Here is a 17,976-nt window from a genome sequence, read left to right on the forward strand (position 1 = left end):
CCGCGGGGCATAGGCCCTGGGTCTGGTTCAGCCCTGGGCCCTTTCCCGCAACCGCTTGACCTGAAACAGGGTGTTGCGCTCCTCCTCTTCCAGGGAGGACTGGATGAAATGGATGGTGCGGCGGTAGAGGGGGATGATGTTGTATTTGAGGGCGTTGACACGCTTTTGGGCCTTGCGCTGCTCCTCCATCAGGCGGTGGAGGGCAATCTCCACCTCCCCGAGGCGGGCCAGGGTGACGGCCAGGTCCGCCAGGTTGGCGCGGGTGTTGTCGAAACTGGCGTCGGTGCCCAGCAGGCCCACGGGCTTGAGGGGGAGGCGCTCGGCGGAGACCGCCGGATACTCCACCCCCAGGCTGCGCCGCGGCAGGATATCGACCCGCAGGGCCAGCTCGGAGCCCAGGGCAGCCTGATTGATGCCGCGACTGCCCATGCGCAGATGGGTGATGGACAGGCAACGGTAAGCCTCCGCCACGCTGGCCTCCGCCTCCTGGCGCAGCCGCCGGTACTCGCCGATGCGCTCATAGACCAGGCGGGTCAGCAGCTCGCGCTTACGTTCGAGCAGGTCGTGGCCCTCCTCCAGGAACCTGACCTGCTTTTTGAGCTTGAGCAGGGTGTTCTTGGTCGGCGGGACCTTGATGAATTGTTGGGCCATGTCAGTCCGTCCGTCCGACCATCAATCGGAGCCCTGGTGGTATTTGGCCAGGTCGGTTTCGCTCAGGCGGGTCAGCATATCGCGCGGGAAGCTGGACATGAGTTCCCAGGATAGGTTGAGGGTGGCCTCGATGGAGCGGTCCTCGGCCTCCCCCTGGCCGACGAAGCGCTGGTCGAAGGCATCGGCGAAGCGCAGGAAGCGTTTGTCGCGCTCCGATAGCTCATCGGCGCCGATGATGGAGGCCAGGTTGCGGGTCTCCAGGGCGCGGGCGTAGAGGGCGTAGAGCTGGGCGGCGACCCGGGGGTGGTCCTCGCGGGTGTCGTCCTTGCCGATGCCATCCTTCATGAGGCGCGACAGGCTCGGCGAGATGTGCACCGGCGGGTAGATGCCCTGGTTGTGCAACTCCCGGGACAGCACGATTTGGCCCTCGGTGATGTAGCCCGTCAGGTCCGGGATGGGGTGGGTGATGTCGTCCGAGGGCATGGAAACCACCGGCATCATGGTGATGGAGCCGTGGCGCTGGTGGATGCGGCCACAGCGCTCGTAGATCTCGGCGAGGTCGGAATAGAGATAGCCGGGATAGCCCTTGCGCGCCGGCACATCGCCCTTGGCGGTGGCGACCTCGCGCAAGGCCTCGGCGTAGTAGGTCATGTCGGTCATGACTACTAGGACGTGGCGGTCGAGGTCGTAGGCCAGGTATTCGGCGGCGGTGAGGGCGGTGCGGGGCAGGGTCAGGCGCTCCACCGGCGGGTCGTCCGCCAGGTTGATGAACATCACCACGTTGCGCAGCACGCCGGAACTGGCGAACTCGTCGCGGAAGAATTTGGCGTCGGCGTAGGAGACGCCCATGGCGGCGAAGACGATGGAGAAGCTGGTGTCCTCGTCCTTCAGGCGGGCCTGGCGGACGATCTGGGCGGCCAGGCGGTTGTGGGGCAGGCCCGAGCCCGAGAAGATCGGCAGCTTCTGGCCCCGCACCAGACTGTTAAGCCCATCGATGGTGGAGATGCCGGTCTGGATGAACTCGCGCGGATAGGTGCGCGCCGCCGGATTGATGGCGGCGCCGGTGACCGGGCGGCGGATATTGGACAGGATCGGCGGCCGGTCATCCTTGGGTTCCCCAAGGCCGTTGAAGACCCGGCCGAGGAGCTCCGGCGAGAGGGCGATCTCCACCGGTTCGTCCAGGAAGCGCACCCAGGTGGACTCCAGGTCCAGGTCATCCGTGCCCTCGAAGACCAGGATCAGGGTCTCGTCGTCGGCGGCGCGAATGACCTGGCCATTGCGTCGGGTGCCGGCGTGATCCCGGATCAGGACCCGGTCGCCAAAGGCGACCCCCGGGGTGCGTTTCATGACCAGCAGGCCGCCGCGGGCCTCGGCGGCGGTGCGGTATTCTTTGATGCTCATGGCGAATTCCCAGCCTATGCGTTGGTGGCGGCCTCGTCGGGCTTGGCGTATTCCAGGCGCATCCTCTCGAAGACGCGTCCGACCTCTTCCCGCAGGGCCTCAATCTGGTCCACCTGCTCGCTATTGAACATGGACTTGCAGCGCCGTGCCCGGGCCATGAGGGGCAATTGCTGCAGCTCCTGCACCGGCACGCCCAGTTCTATCAGGCTGGCGCCGCTCTTGAAGATAAAGATCACCAGGTCGAGCAGGGCGAACTGCTTGCGCGGCGAGCAGAAGGTGTCCACTTCGTCGAGGGCGCTCTGCTGGAGCACGCCCTCCTTGATGAGGGCTGCCCCCTCCAACTCCCAGCGCTGGGCGGAGGACAGTGCCTCGGGACCCACCAGGTTGACGATGCGCGACAGCTCGGCGTCCCGCGCCAGCAAGGCCAGGGCCTCGGTGCGGCGGCGCTCCCAGTCGCGGCTGATCTCCTTGTGCCACCACTCCGCGGCGGTGTGGACGTGGCCGGAGAAGCTGGTCACCCAATCAATGCTGGGATAGTGGCGGGCGTCCGCCAGCTCCTTGGACAGGGCCCAGAAGGTCTCGATGATGTCCTTGGTGTGGCTGGTGACCGGCTCGGAGAAGTCGCCGCCCGGGGGCGAGACGGCGCCGATCAGGGTCACGGAGCCGGAGCCCGCGCCGTGGGTCTCGACCCGGCCGGCGCGCTCGTAAACGGCGGCCAGGCGCGAGGCGAGGTAGGCCGGGTAGCCTTCCTCCACCGGCATCTGGCCGAGTCGGCCCGAGACCTCGCGCAGGGCCTCGGCCCAACGGCTGGTGGAGTCCGCCAGCATGACTACGTCGTAGCCCATGTCGCGGTAATACTCGGCCATGGTGATGCCGACATAGACCGAGGCCTCCCGCGCCACCACCGGCATGTTGGAGGTGTTGGCCACCAGCAGGGTTCGCTCCATCAGCTTGCGGCCGGAGTAGGGGTCGTCGAGTTGGGGGAAGGTCTCCAGCACGTCCACCAGTTCGTTGCCGCGCTCGCCGCAGCCGACATAGATGACGATGTCGGCGTTGGACCAGCGGGCCACCTGCTGCTGGACCACCGTCTTGCCGGCGCCGAAGGGGCCGGGCACCGCCCCCTTGCCGCCCTTGAGCTGGGGGAAGAAGCTGTCGATCACGCGCTGGCCCGTGATGAGGGGGGCAATGCCGTCATCGCGCCGCAGATAGGGGCGGGGCTTGCGCACCGGCCAGCGGTGGAAGAGCTTGAGGCGATGGCTATGGCCCTGGGCGTCACGCAGCCGGCCGATGGTCTTTTCCAGGTCGTAGTCCCCGGCGGGGGCGATCTCCTCCAGTTCGCCGCTCAGGGTCGGGGGCACCAGGATGCGGTGCAGAATGGTTTGGGTCTCCTGGACCGTGCCCAGCACGGTGCCAGGGCCTATCTTGTGGCCTGGCTCCAGCTTGGGATTGGGTTCGAATTCCCAGATCCGGGCGCGGTCCAGGGCCGCTATGTTCAGGCCGCGGTTGATGTAATCGCCCGACAGGAGGGCAATCTTTTCCAGGGGGCGCTGGACACCGTCAAAAATGCCGCCGAGCAGCCCGGGGCCCAGTTCCACCGACAGGGGCCAGCCCAGACCCGTGGCGGGTTCGCCGGGGCGCACGCCGTCGGTGGATTCGTAGGTCTGGACGACGGCCTCCTGGCCGCGCAAGGAAATGACCTCCCCGAATAGCCCCAGTTCGCCGATACGGACCTGCTCGCCATTGCGGACGCCGGGCAGGACGATGGTGACGATGGGGCCATTGATCTCGCGGATATAGCCGGTGCGGGTGGATTCGCTCATGATGTCAGCCGCCGAAGAGGTTGCCGGTGTCGAGGCCGCCAGGCAGCAGCCGCTCCAGGATGACCTGCTGGATCCTGGCGCGCAGCCGTTCCAGTCGGCCCTCGAAGGTGTTGTCGACCCGGATGCGGTTGTCCGCGCTCGCGACGCGCGCGCCGCCCAGGCAAGGGATAGGGTGCTCCGCCAGGCGTAGCTGCTTGTCCGGCGCGAGGCGGTGGGCGAGGGCCTCCCATTCGGGGGCCAGGCGCTGGCGGTCCCGGGCATTCACCTCGACCACCAGTTCCTCGGCCTCGATCGCCGCCGCGGCCTGAATCAGATAGTGCTCCAGGGTCAGTTGGTAGGCCGCCTCGTCCGTCATATAGGCTTGCAACCGCTCCCGCAGTCGGCCCTCCACGTCCGTCACTAGATTCCAGCGCACCCGGTCGAGCTGGCTCTGCATCCGCAGTTCGCTGGCCTGGACCTGCTGGCGGAAGGCCCGTTCGCCTAGGGAGCGGGCAATGGATTCCTCGCGTTGCTCGCGCAGCCGGAGGCGCTCCGCCGCCTCGCGCAGGATGGTGTCGCGGCTGCGCTGGGTCATTTCCCGGTAAGCGCTGGCGAGTCGTTCGGCGCGAGCGAGGAGGGCCCGTTCGAGTTCTTCTACCTGGTTCACGATGAATCCCGTGCAAGCTTGGCTAGGGGTGCAATACCAAAAAGGGTTGGGCCTGGCCGTGGCGGACCATCCGGGGATGGGTCGATCATTTCGCCCCCACAGCCTTGCCGAACATGGCGTCGAGTCGATCAGCCACGTCGCTGGCCAGGCGATGAGGCCCCTTCAGGCGCGGCACGGCGGTCACGATGATACGTCCGCCCTCGGCGCGCACCCGTTCCAGGCCCGGAATTTTGGCCCGCATCAGGGTCTCCTCCACGATGGCGAAGGCCTTGTCGCCGCGGCGGATCAGGTCCTGGAAGACCTGGTCCACCTCTTCGTGGCTCGGGTCTGGGTGCGTCTCGAAGCCGATCATGCGGAAGCCGTCCGCGAGGCTCTCGTCGCCCAGGAAGAGCATGCGGGTGACCTGTCCGGTGTTCGTCTCGCTGGCCATGGGCCTGATTCCCCGGCGACTAAGGGATCTTGTTCAGCAGCAGGATGCTGACCACCAGGCCGTAGATGGCGATACCCTCCGCCAGACCCAGGTAGATAAGGGTCCGGCCCAGATTCTCTGGCTTCTCCGTGATGGCGGCCAGGGAGGCGGCGCCGATGGGCCCCACCGCGATGCCGGCGCCGATGGTCGAAAGGGCGGTGGGGATGCCGGCGCCGATGATGGCCAGGCCCATGCCCGTGGAGATCTCGTTGACCACAGCCACCACCTCACCGGTCTGGGCGAAGGCATCGTTGATGCCCAGCACCAGCAAGCCCAGTTGGGCGACCACGAAGGTCAGGAGTTGAGCGCCCATGGCCGGTTGGTACCAGGGTCGAATGCGGCCGGCGAGGGCGGGGCGGAACTCAAGGACCAGGCCGCCGAGGATGAGGCCGAGGATGGCGAAGGACATGAGGCCGACGAGCCAGTACATGATGAACTCCTGTGTTGCTAGGGCGGGTTAGGGCGAAAAGGGTTAAGGACACCGGGTCCGAACCTGACGAGGCGGGATAGGGGTGTCGGGGCTCGCTTCATGGCTTTTCCCCCGGGGCAGGCCCCAGCCGCAGCGGAGTGAAGGCATGGCCATCGCCGGAGAAATAGCGCGCGAACCCCTCGTAGAACTCCAGACGGAGCACCTGGATCAGGACGATGCCACCTTCCAGGACGATCATGAAGACATTGCCCAATACCAGGGTCACGCCATGGCCGAAGGGTCCCATCATGCCGGCGAGGGTAAAGACGGCCAGGGCTAGGGCCGCGTGGTTGAGGCTGAAGGCCGCCACGCGCAGGAAGGAGAGGGTGTTGGAGACATAGCCGACGATGGTCTCCAGCGTTTCGATGAAGACTACCAGCACCTTCTCCGCGATGGGGGCATCCAGGTGGCCCCAGCCGTGCCAGGCCAGGGCGCCCAGGGAGAGGAGGATCAGCAGGAGCGGGCCCGTACCGAAGCCTTGCCCCTGGCCGATACCCAGTCCGCCCCAGGCCAGGGCCAGGTAGAAGATGAGGTTGACCAGGCCATGCTGGCCGAAGAGGGCCCCCAGCCAGTTGCCGATCACGGCGCGATTGTAGATGGCCAGGACGCAGGCCAGGGCGATGAAGAGGACGCCCCAGCCCAGAGCCAGTCGCAGCATGAGTAAGGGGTCGTGCAGGGGCGACATCCAGAGGGCCGGCAGCCAGTGCTCGAAGCCGAAGACGCTGCCGAAGAGGAAACCGAAAATCATGGACGAGGCCCCCGCCAGGACCCCAAAGAGGTAGAAGCGTCCCAGTTTGGCGCGAAAATACCAGGCCAGCCCGGCGATGACGGCGCCCTGGCCCACATCGCCGAACATGGTCCCGAACATGAGGAGGAAGGTGGCCGCGAACAGGGGGGTGGGATCGACCTCGCCGTAACGGGGGATGCCATATTGATGGACCAGCAGGGCAAAGGGGGCCAGGAGGCGCTTGCGAGTCGGCACCGTCGGCACCAGGGGCCTTTCCTCTGGCAGGGGGTCGCGGCTGGTAAGGGCGAAGGGCAGGCTTAGGGTCTCGCGCAGCCGCTGCTCCAGTTTCTTCACTGCGGCCGCCGGGACCCAGCCCGTGAGCTGGGCCAGGGCGCCGCGGCCGTGGATGGCGGCATCAAGCTGGACCAGGGGCTCCGCCAGACGCAGTATCTCCCGACTGGCGATCAGGCGTTCCAGGAGACCGGCCGACCAGTCCGCCAGCCGTTGGCTCAGGGCCTGGCGTTGGGCGGCGGTGGCCTCGCGGCGGCGGGCCAGCTCGGCGCGCATTACCTGGGGCTCGTGGTCCAGCTCCGGGGGGATGGGCAGGTGACGGAAGCCGGCGCTGCGTAGCACGGATTCGAGTTGGGCCTCCTTCTCCCCGCTGGGGCCGACGATGACGACATGGGCATCATCGCCGGTCACCATGTACTGAAAGAGCAGGTGATCCGCCAGGCCCACCGCCCCTTCGAGTTGGCGCAGGTTGGCGTAGGGGACGACGCCCACGTAGAAATCCAGGAAGCGCGTCTTGCTGCGTAGCATCCCCAGGTCGATATTGAGGTCCTCGAAATTGCTCAGGGCCGACTGCTGTTCCCGGATCAGGCGATCCTCGTCTTCGATAGCGCGGAATTGCTCCTCGTAGTGGGAGGTCTCCTCCCAGACACCGCCCAGCCAGTTATTGGTCTGCACCAACTCGTCCTCGGGGATGACGCGGGGGTTGAGCGGCGCGCCCTCGGTCGGGAGGGGGATCAGCTTGGTGACCTTTTCCAGGCGGGAACTGGCTTGCCGCCAGGTGTCGCGGTAGGGGAGGCCGGGCTGGCCATCGAGGTCGTCATGTTCCGGCGTACGGGCGTCGGCGTGGAAGCTCTCCAGCTCCGCCAGGGTCAGGGAGGCCTGGGGCAGCTCCTCGCCCAGGACCAGGATGCGGACGTGCTTCATGGGGGTTGGCCGCAACATCCGCTTTTACCCCTGGCTTGGGTGCCGGGTGGGGGACAGGGTGACGGTGTCCATGGCTCAGGCCGCCCTGCCGGTTTTCATGGGGCAACGGGGATTCGCCACCTCGATGGCGATCTCCACCAGCTCCGTGGGGAGTTCGAGCAGCCGTCCCTGGAACAGGGAGAAGAGGGCGAGCAGGTCCTGTTCCCGCTGGATCAGATAGGCCAGGGCGCGGGCCACGCCTGAATGACCGCGGCTGATGACTTGCCGGGTCTCCTCGCGGACATGGGCGTTCAGGCGCCGCTGGACGTCCACCAGGTCCAGGCTCCCGGCGAGCTTGGCATCCAGTGGCGCCGGCAGGGCCGTCAGCACCTGGGCGAAGGTTCCCAGATTGACCAGGGCCAGCAGGCGGTCGCGGTGCATCCGGCCCAGGGAGGGGACCAACTGGAAGAAGGTCTCGCTGGGCGAGAGCTGGTAGGAGAATCGAAAGCGCAGCAGCCAGAGGATATCCACCCGGTCGAGGACGGCCCCGATCAGATGACGCAGGGAATGGGCACCCGTGTCCTCGAAGGGGGCGATCTCGCGGACCAGACCGGTCAGATATCGCTGGTCGATGGCCGCCTCCAGGGCAAAGGGTTCGTGCTTGCGCTCATAGACCTCCCGGGCCTGGCGGGCAATGATGCTGTAGGGTCCTCCCTCCAACTGGCGCAGCAGTTCGAGCACATTCTCGGCCTGGAAAAGCTGGTCCTGTTGGGGTAGCCGCAGGTTAGGCGGGAGTTCGTAGAGGTTGGCGGCGATCTCCTTGCGATCCAGGTCGAAGAGTTTGCCGCGGATGAGGGTCTTGAGATTGGACAGGGCATAGTGACGACCCCAGTCGAGGACCAGGGTCCGCTCGATCGCCGACATGGGCAGGATCAGGATGCGCAATTCCGAGAGCAGGGTCTTGATCAAGGCCTGCTCCACCGCCCGGCTGCGGGTCTTGACCGGGAGTTGACTGTCCAAGGCCGCCGTCAGCCCGAAGATCTTCGCCAGTTCTTCCAGTGGGCGATGGGCCAGGGTCGCGAGGGTGCCAGGGGTAAAGAGGCGCGTCGCCATCGCCGAGACGCGCGTGTTGAGGTAGGCCTGGTGCGCCGAGTGTTTCATGTCCGAGGCGTGACTGATTCAGGAGGTCTGTCGGGGGAATCCAGATTCAGTCCACCTTCAGTCCGCCGCCAGGAGGAGGTCGAAGGCCGCCACCAGGGCGTCCTCCTCCCGTTCCTCCGCCATATTGCGGAGCTGGACATGGCGCTCGTCATAGCGGCGCTTGAGTTCGGCGATCGTCTGCTCGGCGCGCTCCTCGGATTTCTGGATGTAGCCCTTGTGCAGGTCCGGAATACGGGCGCGGAACCGCTCTTCCTGAGCCTTGGCCTCGGCCACCGCCGCCTGAACCAGCCGCTCAGCCTCTTCCTCCGCCTGCTGCGCCAAGCCCTCGGCACGCATCTCGGCTTCTAGAAGTCGTTTGAGGGTGTCGTCCAAGGTGGCGCCTCCCGTAGAAAATTAGTAGTAGATTATATTACCTGTTCCTCAAGGACTCTTTCGCCCAAGCAGGAATTTTCTTGCGCCAGGTCAATATTTCCCAGGAGGAATGATAATTATCGATCGCCAACCGCCAGGCCAGGGTAGGGAGCGGGGCCCCGTCGCGATCCAGCGGGGGGGGGGAATGCCGGGGGGCCTCGGTCAGACCCCGCCGCCGCGATGGATGGTCTCGTAGTAGAGCTTCTCCAGGGCGAGCTTGTGCCGGGTCTCTTCGCTGGTGAGGTAGCGGAAGAGGTCGCGGATGGGGCCCACGGGGGTGGTCTCGGCGAGTTCGGCATAGTGCAGCATGGCGGCGTGCTCGCGGCCCATGGCGTATTGGAGGACCGCCTGGTCGTCGGGGTTTTCGCCCAGGTCGGGGAGGTGGATGCAGTCGGAGAATTGGCTGTCGCTGGCGGTGCGCTGGACCTCGGCCTGGATCTGCTCGGCCAGGTCGTGGCGCTCCGCCAGGTCGCGGAAGAGGGCATGGTGGGCCTGTTCCTCGGCGGCCAGCTCCTCGACCAGGTAACGGATGCGCTTGCTGACCTTGGGGATGAGGTCGGTGTAAAAGTCGCGGGCCGAGGCCTCGAAGGAGGTCGCTACCGCCAGTATTTCGCCCAGGCTGGTCTTGCCGCGCAGGAGTTGGATGTCGTGGGTGCCTTCGGTCATCTGGGGGTCTCCCGTTCACGGAGGGCGGAATGGATGCTGGCGGCGACCCGGTGGCCGTCGGCCACGGCGGTGACCACGTCCGGACCGCGCACCATGTCACCGGTGGCCCAGAGCCAGTCCTCGCTGGTGCGGCCGCCGTCATCTGTCTGGAGGCGGCCGCGCTGCCAGGCGAGGCACTCAGTGAGATCATCGCCTAGTAGGCTAGTATCGGTCATCTGGCCGATGGCCTCCACTAGCATCTCGGCGGGGTGGCACTGCTCGTCGGACGCATCGTAGGTGGGGGCGAAGCGGCCCTGGTCATCAAAGATGGCCTTGACCCGCCAGGTCTTGAGGCCCGTTACCCGTCCGTCCTGGATCATGACCTCCCGGGGACCGCGGGCGGCCAGGATCCGGATGCCTTCCTCGCCCGCCTCGCGGATTTCCTCCGGGTCGGCCAGGAAATGCTCAAGGTCCTCCAGGGCGGTGACGATGACCCGGACCTCGCCGTAGGCCCGCCGCTGCAGGCGCGCCAGGGTGCGGGCCATGTCCATGGCGACGTTGCCGCCGCCGATGACCAGGGCCTGACGCGGGGTGCCAAAGTCCACGCCGGCGGTGGCCTGGCGCAGCAGGTCCACGGCCTTGCGCACGTCCGGGTGGTCGCTGCCGGGGATGCGGGTGGCCCGGCCCAGGTGCAGGCCCAGGGCCAGCAGCACGATATCGTATTGCCCGCGCAGGTCCGCCAGGGTGAGATCACCGCCGACGCGGCAGTTGCAGCGGATCTCCACCCCCACCGAGCGGATGATGTCGATGTCGCGGTCGATGGCGGCGTAGGGCAGGCGGTACTCGGGGATGCCCCAGCGGGTCATGCCGCCGGGTTGACCCTGGGCCTCGAAGACGGTGACCCCATGGCCCTGGCGGGCCAGGTCGAAGGCGGCGGTGAGTCCCGCCGGACCGGCGCCGACGATGGCGATCCGGTGGCCGGTGGCCGGGCCCGGACCGCCAACGATGGCACGCACCCGCTCCGGGGTCACCTGGTCCAGGAGGTGGCGTTTGAGCCAGCGGATGGCGATGGGGTCGCCCTCGTGGCGGGCGGCGCAACTGGTCTCGCACTTGTGGGTGCAGACCCGGCCGCAGACCGCCGAGAAAGGATTGGTCTCGTAGAGCAGGCGCACCCCGCGTTCGTAGTCCCCATCACGCACGGCGGCGATGTAGTCCGGGATCGCCATGTGGGTGGGGCAGGTGGCGATGCAGAGGCCGCAGGAGACGCAGCGATCGGCCTCCTGGCGCGCTGCTTCGAGGTCGTAGCCCTGGACGATCTCGGCGAAGGAGTCGATCCGTACCTCGGGCGCCAGCTCCTCCATCGGGATGCGGCTCGCGGCGGTGAGCCGGTGGCCGGCGGGGCGGTGGTAGCCCAGGGCCTCCCGATCCCAGGAATGGGTGTCCAGGCCCGGGGTGAAACGGAAGGCGTCCGGGTCCCCGTCCACCCAGGTGTAGCTGTTGGACATGGACAGCGATTGGGTCATGCAGACATCAACGCAGAGGGCACACCAGCAGCAACGGCCATAGTCGATGCGGGGGCGCAGGCCCGAGTCGCCTAGGCGGGTCTCGATGCCCGCCACCGGCACCATGTCGATGGCGGCGTTCTGGCAAATGGCCTCGCAGGTCCCGCAGCCGATACATTTCTCCAGGTCATTCTGGTGGAAGCCGCGATAACGGGGGGCGCCGGGGCGGTCCCGGAGCGGGTCGCGGATGGTCACCGGATCGCGGAAGAGGTTCTTCCAGGCGGTGAAGGGGGAGAGGACGTCGCGGACGCTCATCGCTCGATCTCCGGCGGATAGGTGTGCAGGGAGACCATGAGGGCCGCCACGTCGGCGATATTGCAGTTGACGATCATGCGCTCCAGCAGGGCCATGGCGTGGGTGTAGGAGGGGCCACGCACGTTCACCCGGCGCGGGTAGCCGCTGCCGTCGGTGACCAGGTAATAGCCGTACTCCCCCCTGGAGCATTCGCCACGGACATAGGTTTCACCGGGTGCGATCTTCCAGTGCAGGACGCTGGGGATGCTGGCCATGAAGGGGCCCTGGCGGGGCATGCGGGCCAGGATCTGGCGGATCAGGTCGATGGACAGCAGCAGATCCCGGCGGCGCACCTCGGCGCGGGTGAAGATATCCGAGTCCTGGCCCGTTACCGGCTCGAAATCCAGTTGGGGATAGACCAGGTAGGGGAAGTCCCTGCGCACGTCCCGGGGGACGCCGGCGGCGCGGGCGTTGGGGCCGGTGACGCCGTAGGGGTCCAGCCAGGCGGGGTCGATGATCCCCTGGCCAACGGTGCGCCGTTTGAAGACGGCGTTGTGGAACATCGTCTCCTGGACGTCATGGAGGATGCCTTCGATCTCCCGCAGGGTCTCGGCCATGCGCGGCTCGAAGCCCTCCGGCAGGCCATCGCGGACCCCGCCGGGGAGGATGAACATGTGGTAGATGCGGGCACCGGTCAGCTCCTCGAAGCGGTCGAGCATCAGGTCACGGCCATAGGTGGTCCACTGGCCGATCACCCCCAGGCCCAGGGCGCCGGCCTGGCCGCCCAGGTACATGAGGTAGCTGTTGATGCGGCCCATCTCGAGGATGAGGGTGCGGATCCAGTTCGCCGTTTCCGGGACCTGGATGCCCGCCAGTTCCTCCACGGCGGCGGCATAGCAGTATTCGTTGAAGTCCGGCTCGGGGACGCAGATGCGGCAGACGATGGGGAAGCACTGGATGAAAGTGCGCCGCTCCATCAGCTTCTCGAAGCCGCGGTGCAGGTAGCCCACGTGGACTCGGCCCTCCACGACCTCGTCACCGCAGACGGTGAGTTCCACCGCCATGTTGCCGGTGATGCCGGGATGCTGGGGGCCCTGCCAGAGCTTGAGGTACTTGCCCGAGCTCAGGTCGATGTCGAGGCTGCCATCCGGGCGGGTGGCGGGATACTGGCTACGGTCGGGAGTGAGGCCCATGTCAGCCTTTGCCTCCCGTGGCGGGCGGCTCGGCGCGGGGAAGCGCCGGCGGGTAGAGTTGCTGTTGCATGTGGGTCGCCGGGTCCAGGGTCTCGCGGCCGGGGCGCTGGGCAAAGGTCTTTTGGGCGTATTCCAGGGTGTCGAAATCGCGCCGGTAGGGTGGAATTTCGTGCCAGCCCTCCAGGATGAAGTCCTCGTGGAGACGGGGGCTGCCGGGGAAGTCGATACCGAACATCTCCCTCAGTTCCCGCTGATAGGTGGCGGCGGTGGGCCAGAGATCGTGGATACTTTCCATTCTGGCCGGGTCCCGGGGGATGCGCACCCGCAGGCCCAGGTCCAGGCGCGCGGCGCGGTTGCAGAGCAGGTAGGTGAGCTGGAACTGCCCCGCCTCCAGCCAGTCCACGGCGGTGAGCAGGACCAGGTGGCGGAAGCCTTCCCGGTCCCGCAGGTGCAAGAGGGCCGGGCGCAGATGTGCGGGCCCTAGCTCGACAAAGGCCAGGTCCGGCCGCTGCGCGATCAGGTCGCCGGCGGCGAAGAGGGCGCTCAGGTGCCCGTGAATCTCGGTAAAACCATTCCGCATCATGCTTACCAGTTGTAGTCCGGCATGTCCCAATCCTGGATGACCTGCTTCTGATTGGCCTTGTACCAGGCAAAATTTTTCGCGTACTGGTTGGCGCCCTCGGCCTTGCCGGCGCGGATGAGCCCCTTGAGGTCCAGGAAGCCGGCGAGCAGGGCCTCGGGCCTGGGCATGCAACCGGTGATGTAGAGGTCCACCGGCAGATACTGGTCCAGCCGCTTGATGGTGTTGTAGGAATCGAAGTACATGCCGCCGTTGATGGTGCAGGAACCCAGGCCCACCACGTACTTGGGGTTCTGCATCTGCTCGTAGGAGCGGATGACGCGCTTGAGGGTCTTGACCGACAGGTAGCCGGAGATGACGAAGAGGTTGGCCTGCCGCGGGGTGGGTCGCCACTGGATGCCGTAGCGGTAGGCGTCGAAGCGCGGTGTCATGAGGGGGCGCATCTCAATGGCCCCGCAGCCGGTGCCGAAGCCGAGGATCCAGATGGATTCGGACCTGGCCCAGTTGAAGAGGTCCTCGATGATCTGGAGGTAGGCCGGGCGCTGGACCTCGGGCAGGGCCTCGCAGTAGTAGTCCCGCAGGGGCTCGACCTCGAATTCAACCCCGTCCGGGCCCTTGACCAGGCGCTTTTGCAGTTCCGGCTTCAATGATGTCATCTCCTTCATACCCACAAGACCCCCAACACGCCCAGCGGCACCGCCCAGACCAGGAACCAGCGGATCGACTGCTCGACCCGAAAGCGCGGGAAGACGACGCCGACCAGGACCGAGACCATGTAAATCAAAAAGACCTTGAGGAAGAAGACCGGCCAGCTCGTCGCCCCACCGAAGAACAAGTTCATATAAATGATGATCTTGGCGATGGGGAAGATGGCCCGGTTGGTCTGCATCAGGGCCAGGTAGGAGGAGTGGTACTCCGTCGGCGGACCGATGGGGATCTCCTGGGGCGCCAGCACCAGGTCGAAGGGCGGGCGCATCATGGAGCCGAGGAAGGACAGCATGGCCGCCGCCACCGCCAGGGGATTGGTGAAGAGGGTCCAGTTCAGGAAGCCGCCCTGCTGGGCGGCGACGATTTCGGTCACCGACAGGGTCTGGTATTGGAGGGCCACGGCGAAGACTGCCAGGCCGAAGGGCAGCTCGGAGGCGGTGACCTGGGACAGGCCACGACTGACGCCAATGGCGGCATAGGGGTGGCCGCTCTCGCCGGCGCCCAGGGCCATGCCCAGGGTGCCGAAGAAGACGAAATAGAGGGCCAGGATGAGGTCGCCGGCGAAGGACAGGTTGGCGAACATCTCGTTGCCATACAGGGTCGGCACGAAGAGGACGAGGCCGATGCCCCCCGTCAGTCGGAAGACCGGCCCCAGGTAGAAGTGGACGCCGTGACTGATGGAGGTGCGCAGCCCGTAGTTCTTGATCAGATCCACGTAGTTCTGCCAGATGGGGATGCCGTGGCGGCGCCCGACCCGGGCGGCGATCTTGGCGATCAGGGCATTCAGCAGCAGGCCGTAGTTGAAGACGATGAACAGCGTCAAGAGGGAATAGGGAATCTTCATCCAGTCGAAGGTCATGGCTGGACCCCCAGGCCCCACAGCAGGACCATGACGGCGAAGGCCAGAAAGTGAAAGGCATAGGTCTGGCCGTTGCCGGTATAGAGGCGTCGCCCCAGATCGCCCGCGGTGTGCAGCAGGTCGGTGAGGGTCTCCCAGAAACGGGTAGCCAGGGGCAGGGTGAGGAAGCCCAGGGCCTTACGGTAGGGGGCGAAAAAGTTCCAGGCGAAGTGGGTGGTCTCCGGCCGGAAGGGACGCTCGGCGGCGAAGGCGATATTGAACTGCTTGACCTTCTGAGCGCGGCGGTTGACGAACAGCAGCCAGGCGAAGACCGTCGTAAAGATGACGCCGATGATGATCATGATGGCGACCGGGTTCCAGTAGCCGTAGTGGCTGGAGATGACCAGGCCCTCCCAGTCCAGGCCGCCGTTAGGGAAGAACTGGCCGATGTAGGCATCGACCCGGCGCAGGGCCAGGCCCGGGAAGAGGGCGAAGGCCATGAGCAGGGCGACGAACAGCATCTGCGGCAGGATGATCCAGAAGGGGGCCTCCCGGACGCGCCGGTGCTCGTCCTTCAGTTGGCCGAGGAAGATGGTGTGGATGAGCCGGAAGAGATAGAGGAAGGCGATAGGGCCGGCGAGGAAGAGGATCACCAGCGGCAGTCGGACCTCGGTGTCAAGGATGGCATTGTAAAAGATCCAGCGCCCGCCGAAACCGGACAGGGGCGGCACCCCCGAGATGGCGATGATGCCGATGAGGACGGCGATGAAGGACAGGGGCATGAGGGTGATGAGGCCGCCCATGCGGTACATGTCGCGGGTGCCGGTGCGCTTGGCCACGCCGCCCACCGAGAGGAAGAGCATGGACTTGTAGATGTAGTGGTTGACGACGAACATCAGGGCCATGAGCCAGCCCAGGTGGTTCATCAGGCCCAGGCCGAACATGGCATAGCCCATCTGGCCGATGGAGGAGTAGGCGAGCAGGCGCTTGGCGTCCTCCTGGAAGACGGCCAGCAGGTTGCCGATCAGGGCGGTGCCGGCGCCGATCCAGAGCAGCAGATGGGTCAGCTCGACGCCATAAAGCTGCTGCTTGCCCATGGTCATGAGCAGGATGAAGAGCCCGAAGAGGCCGGCCTTGAGCAGGATGCCCGAGACCATGGGGGATACGTCCGTCTCCGCCTCGGCATGGGCGCCGGGGAGCCAGATGTGCAGCCCCAGGGCGGCGGTCTTGGTCATGAAACCAATGGCCAGCAGGGCGAAGACCCAGCCCGAGAGGGGCGCGGGCACCTGGGCAAGGGCGGCCAGTTCCAGCCCTGGGCCCCCCTGGGCCGCCAGGGCGAAGCCCGTCAGGATGAGGAAGGCGCCACCCAGGGAGAAGAGGAGGTAGGACAGGGCATGGGGCTCCGAGGCCTTACCGCGCAGGATGAGGAAATAGGAGCCTAGGGTCAGCAGTTCCCAGGCGGCGAAGAACTCAAAGCTGTCCTCGGCGAGGAGGAGGATCGCCAGGCCGGCGTACATCAGCAGGGCCGAGGGGTAGAAGCCGGGCCGCCGGCCCTGGGCATCGTAGCTGGCGAGCAGGGTCACGGCTCCGCCCACCAGGAAGATGATGGCGAAGATGAGGCGCAGGGGGTCGTACAGGTCGTAGGTGGCGGCAAAGAAGGCCAGCAGGCCGGCGATGGCCAGGGAGTTCTTGATCCAGGCCGGCAGCCATTCCAGTCCCAGGAAGAGAAGCGCGAAGGCCAGGGGCCAGGTGAATAGCAGTTGATTTTGACCGGACAGTTCCCCCCAGAGATAGCCCAGGCCCCAGGCGGCGGCCAGGGCGGCGAGGATGGGGATCAGCTTATGGAATGGGCAGGCGAGGGCCGCCGAGCCCGCCGTTGCCGCCGCGGCATAAGCCCCCGGGACCTCCATCGGCAGGGGCTCTCTGCGATAGGCGGCCTTGATCGTCGCCGCTTCCGCGACCGGGAATGGGCGTTTGATGGCATAGCCGAACCACCGGAACAGGTAGCCAGCCTCGATCAGGGTGCCGAAGAGGATCAGGCTCAGCAGGGCCAGCCGGTCCTGGGCGGCGAGCAGGTGGACCAGTTCCCACTTGGCGTAGAAGCCGGGGAAGGGCGGCAGGCCGGTGAGCAGGGCGAGGAAGCTGACAAAGGCCAGGATGAAGAGCGGCCGGCCGCGCAGAATGGCCCAGTCGGCAAGATCCCGTCCCGGGATCAGCCCGGAGAGCCAATAGAACCCCGCCTTGGCTATCGCGTGGGCGGCCAGGACGCCGCAGGCGATGAAGAAATAGCGGTCGCCGAGGATGTCGCGCTGGCCGATGATCACCAGCACCAGGCCGGTCTGGGCAACCGAGGAATAACCCAGCAGGCGGCGGTCCTGGCTTTGGGGCAGGGCCAGGAGGTTGGCGGCGAGGAAGGTGAGGATGCCGATGCCCGTGGTCACCGGCAACCACTCCGCCCCGCCGATGACGAGCAGCTTATCCACCGCGAAGAGGGCGGCGGTGCCGCTGGCTGCGGCGAAAATGGCCGAGAAGGCGGGGTGGGCCGCTTCGTAAATGTCCAGGGCCCAGCCGTTGGCCGGGAAGGGCTTCAGCTCGACCACCAGGGCGATGAACATCAGCAGGAAGGCGATGCCCCCGCCGGCCTGCATGACCCAGGCGCTCCCAACGCCCAGTGCGGAAGCGGCTCCGGCTAGGCCATCCAGGTTGAGAGTGCCGCTGGCGTGGTAGGCAAAGATGATCCCGATCAGCAGCAGGACGGAGACGAACTGGGCCACCAGCAGGTACTTGAAGCCCGCCGCCAGGGCCCGCTCGTCGTCCGACAGCAGGATGAGGCCGGCGGTGGCAATGGCGATCAGTTCCATGAAGACGAAGAGATTGAAGAGGTCGCGGGTGAGGATGATGCCGTTCATGGCCATGATCGCCACCAGCAGCACCGCCATGGCCCGGTGACCTTGCGCCAGCAGTTCAGCCTTTAGATACAGGGCCGAAAGCAGGCCAGTCAGGTTGACGATCAGGATCAGGGCGGCTTCGGGCAGGCCGAGCCGCAGGTTGATGGCAAAAGGGGGCGGGGCGCCGGCGGTGAGGATCTCCGCCGGGCCGGTCTGCCCGGTCACCAGGGCCAGCAGCCAGATCGCGGCCAACCAGGCCATGAAACCCAGGGTGGCAAGGCTGATCGCCCAGGCGGCAAAAGGCCGCCGGGGGCCGAGCAGACCCAGGAGGAAGGCGGCGCCCAGGGCGGTCGCGATGAAGAAGATGGGGCTTAGCATG

At 66.5% G+C, this 17,976-nt stretch carries 16 protein-coding genes; all 16 read right to left on the bottom strand.

All coding sequences use genetic code 11. The features are described from left to right. Positions 1–27: 27 nt before the first annotated feature. Positions 28–651, bottom strand: a complete 624-nt coding sequence (locus IPN92_15770) for a V-type ATP synthase subunit D (GenBank protein ID MBK8639650.1) — start codon at positions 649–651, stop codon at positions 28–30. Between the two features lie 21 nt (positions 652–672). After that, on the bottom strand, positions 673–2,052 hold the full coding sequence (locus IPN92_15775; protein MBK8639651.1) for a V-type ATP synthase subunit B: 1,380 nt from the start codon (positions 2,050–2,052) through the stop codon (positions 673–675). A gap of 14 nt (positions 2,053–2,066) precedes the next feature. Continuing rightward, positions 2,067–3,872, bottom strand: coding sequence for a V-type ATP synthase subunit A (locus IPN92_15780; protein MBK8639652.1), 1,806 nt, complete (start codon positions 3,870–3,872; stop codon positions 2,067–2,069). A gap of 4 nt (positions 3,873–3,876) precedes the next feature. After that, positions 3,877–4,518 carry an ATPase gene (locus IPN92_15785; GenBank protein MBK8639653.1) on the bottom strand — a complete coding sequence of 214 codons (642 nt, stop codon included), beginning with the start codon at positions 4,516–4,518 and terminating at the stop codon, positions 3,877–3,879. An 85-nt stretch (positions 4,519–4,603) separates the two neighbouring features. Then, a complete protein-coding gene (locus tag IPN92_15790; GenBank protein ID MBK8639654.1) occupies positions 4,604–4,948 on the bottom strand; it encodes an ATPase in 345 nt (114 codons plus the stop codon). Between the two features lie 19 nt (positions 4,949–4,967). Continuing rightward, on the bottom strand, positions 4,968–5,417 hold the full coding sequence (locus IPN92_15795; GenBank protein MBK8639655.1) for an ATPase: 450 nt from the start codon (positions 5,415–5,417) through the stop codon (positions 4,968–4,970). A 97-nt stretch (positions 5,418–5,514) separates the two neighbouring features. Then, positions 5,515–7,416, bottom strand: coding sequence for an ATPase (locus IPN92_15800; protein ID MBK8639656.1), 1,902 nt, complete (start codon positions 7,414–7,416; stop codon positions 5,515–5,517). A 57-nt stretch (positions 7,417–7,473) separates the two neighbouring features. Next, positions 7,474–8,538, bottom strand: a complete 1,065-nt coding sequence (locus IPN92_15805; GenBank protein ID MBK8639657.1) for a V-type ATPase subunit — start codon at positions 8,536–8,538, stop codon at positions 7,474–7,476. A 57-nt stretch (positions 8,539–8,595) separates the two neighbouring features. Beyond that, positions 8,596–8,910: an ATPase gene (locus IPN92_15810; GenBank protein MBK8639658.1), complete on the bottom strand. Its 315-nt coding sequence runs from the start codon at positions 8,908–8,910 to the stop codon at positions 8,596–8,598. A 201-nt stretch (positions 8,911–9,111) separates the two neighbouring features. Beyond that, a complete protein-coding gene (locus IPN92_15815) occupies positions 9,112–9,615 on the bottom strand; it encodes a ferritin family protein (GenBank protein ID MBK8639659.1) in 504 nt (167 codons plus the stop codon). Beyond that, positions 9,612–11,411, bottom strand: coding sequence for an FAD-dependent oxidoreductase (locus IPN92_15820; protein ID MBK8639660.1), 1,800 nt, complete (start codon positions 11,409–11,411; stop codon positions 9,612–9,614). The genes IPN92_15815 and IPN92_15820 overlap by 4 nt, the downstream gene beginning before the upstream one ends. Continuing rightward, a complete protein-coding gene (locus tag IPN92_15825) occupies positions 11,408–12,583 on the bottom strand; it encodes an NADH-quinone oxidoreductase subunit D (protein MBK8639661.1) in 1,176 nt (391 codons plus the stop codon). The genes IPN92_15820 and IPN92_15825 overlap by 4 nt, the downstream gene beginning before the upstream one ends. Position 12,584: 1 nt before the next feature. Then, positions 12,585–13,163, bottom strand: a complete 579-nt coding sequence (locus tag IPN92_15830) for an NADH-quinone oxidoreductase subunit C (GenBank protein ID MBK8639662.1) — start codon at positions 13,161–13,163, stop codon at positions 12,585–12,587. Between the two features lie 5 nt (positions 13,164–13,168). Next, a complete protein-coding gene (nuoB, locus tag IPN92_15835) occupies positions 13,169–13,810 on the bottom strand; it encodes an NADH-quinone oxidoreductase subunit NuoB (protein MBK8639663.1) in 642 nt (213 codons plus the stop codon). A 14-nt stretch (positions 13,811–13,824) separates the two neighbouring features. Continuing rightward, entirely contained in the window at positions 13,825–14,730 is a 906-nt protein-coding gene (locus IPN92_15840; protein ID MBK8639664.1) for an NADH-quinone oxidoreductase subunit H, read from the bottom strand. Beyond that, on the bottom strand, positions 14,727–17,975 hold the full coding sequence (locus tag IPN92_15845) for an NADH-quinone oxidoreductase subunit F (protein MBK8639665.1): 3,249 nt from the start codon (positions 17,973–17,975) through the stop codon (positions 14,727–14,729). The genes IPN92_15840 and IPN92_15845 overlap by 4 nt, the downstream gene beginning before the upstream one ends. Position 17,976: the final 1 nt, after the last annotated feature.

The sequence above is a fragment of the Chromatiaceae bacterium genome, assembly GCA_016714645.1.
Lineage (GTDB): Bacteria > Pseudomonadota > Gammaproteobacteria > Chromatiales > Chromatiaceae > M0108.

Coding starts and splice junctions, on each gene's coding strand:
- IPN92_15770 (MBK8639650.1), bottom strand. CDS start 651: ATGGCCCAACAATTCATCAAGGTCCCGCCGACCAAGAACACCCTGCTC.
- IPN92_15775 (MBK8639651.1), bottom strand. CDS start 2,052: ATGAGCATCAAAGAATACCGCACCGCCGCCGAGGCCCGCGGCGGCCTG.
- IPN92_15780 (MBK8639652.1), bottom strand. CDS start 3,872: ATGAGCGAATCCACCCGCACCGGCTATATCCGCGAGATCAATGGCCCC.
- IPN92_15790 (MBK8639654.1), bottom strand. CDS start 4,948: ATGGCCAGCGAGACGAACACCGGACAGGTCACCCGCATGCTCTTCCTG.
- IPN92_15795 (MBK8639655.1), bottom strand. CDS start 5,417: ATGTACTGGCTCGTCGGCCTCATGTCCTTCGCCATCCTCGGCCTCATC.
- IPN92_15800 (MBK8639656.1), bottom strand. CDS start 7,416: ATGTTGCGGCCAACCCCCATGAAGCACGTCCGCATCCTGGTCCTGGGC.
- IPN92_15805 (MBK8639657.1), bottom strand. CDS start 8,538: ATGAAACACTCGGCGCACCAGGCCTACCTCAACACGCGCGTCTCGGCG.
- IPN92_15815 (MBK8639659.1), bottom strand. CDS start 9,615: ATGACCGAAGGCACCCACGACATCCAACTCCTGCGCGGCAAGACCAGC.
- IPN92_15820 (MBK8639660.1), bottom strand. CDS start 11,411: ATGAGCGTCCGCGACGTCCTCTCCCCCTTCACCGCCTGGAAGAACCTC.
- IPN92_15825 (MBK8639661.1), bottom strand. CDS start 12,583: ATGGGCCTCACTCCCGACCGTAGCCAGTATCCCGCCACCCGCCCGGAT.
- IPN92_15830 (MBK8639662.1), bottom strand. CDS start 13,163: ATGCGGAATGGTTTTACCGAGATTCACGGGCACCTGAGCGCCCTCTTC.
- IPN92_15840 (MBK8639664.1), bottom strand. CDS start 14,730: ATGACCTTCGACTGGATGAAGATTCCCTATTCCCTCTTGACGCTGTTC.
- IPN92_15845 (MBK8639665.1), bottom strand. CDS start 17,975: ATGCTAAGCCCCATCTTCTTCATCGCGACCGCCCTGGGCGCCGCCTTC.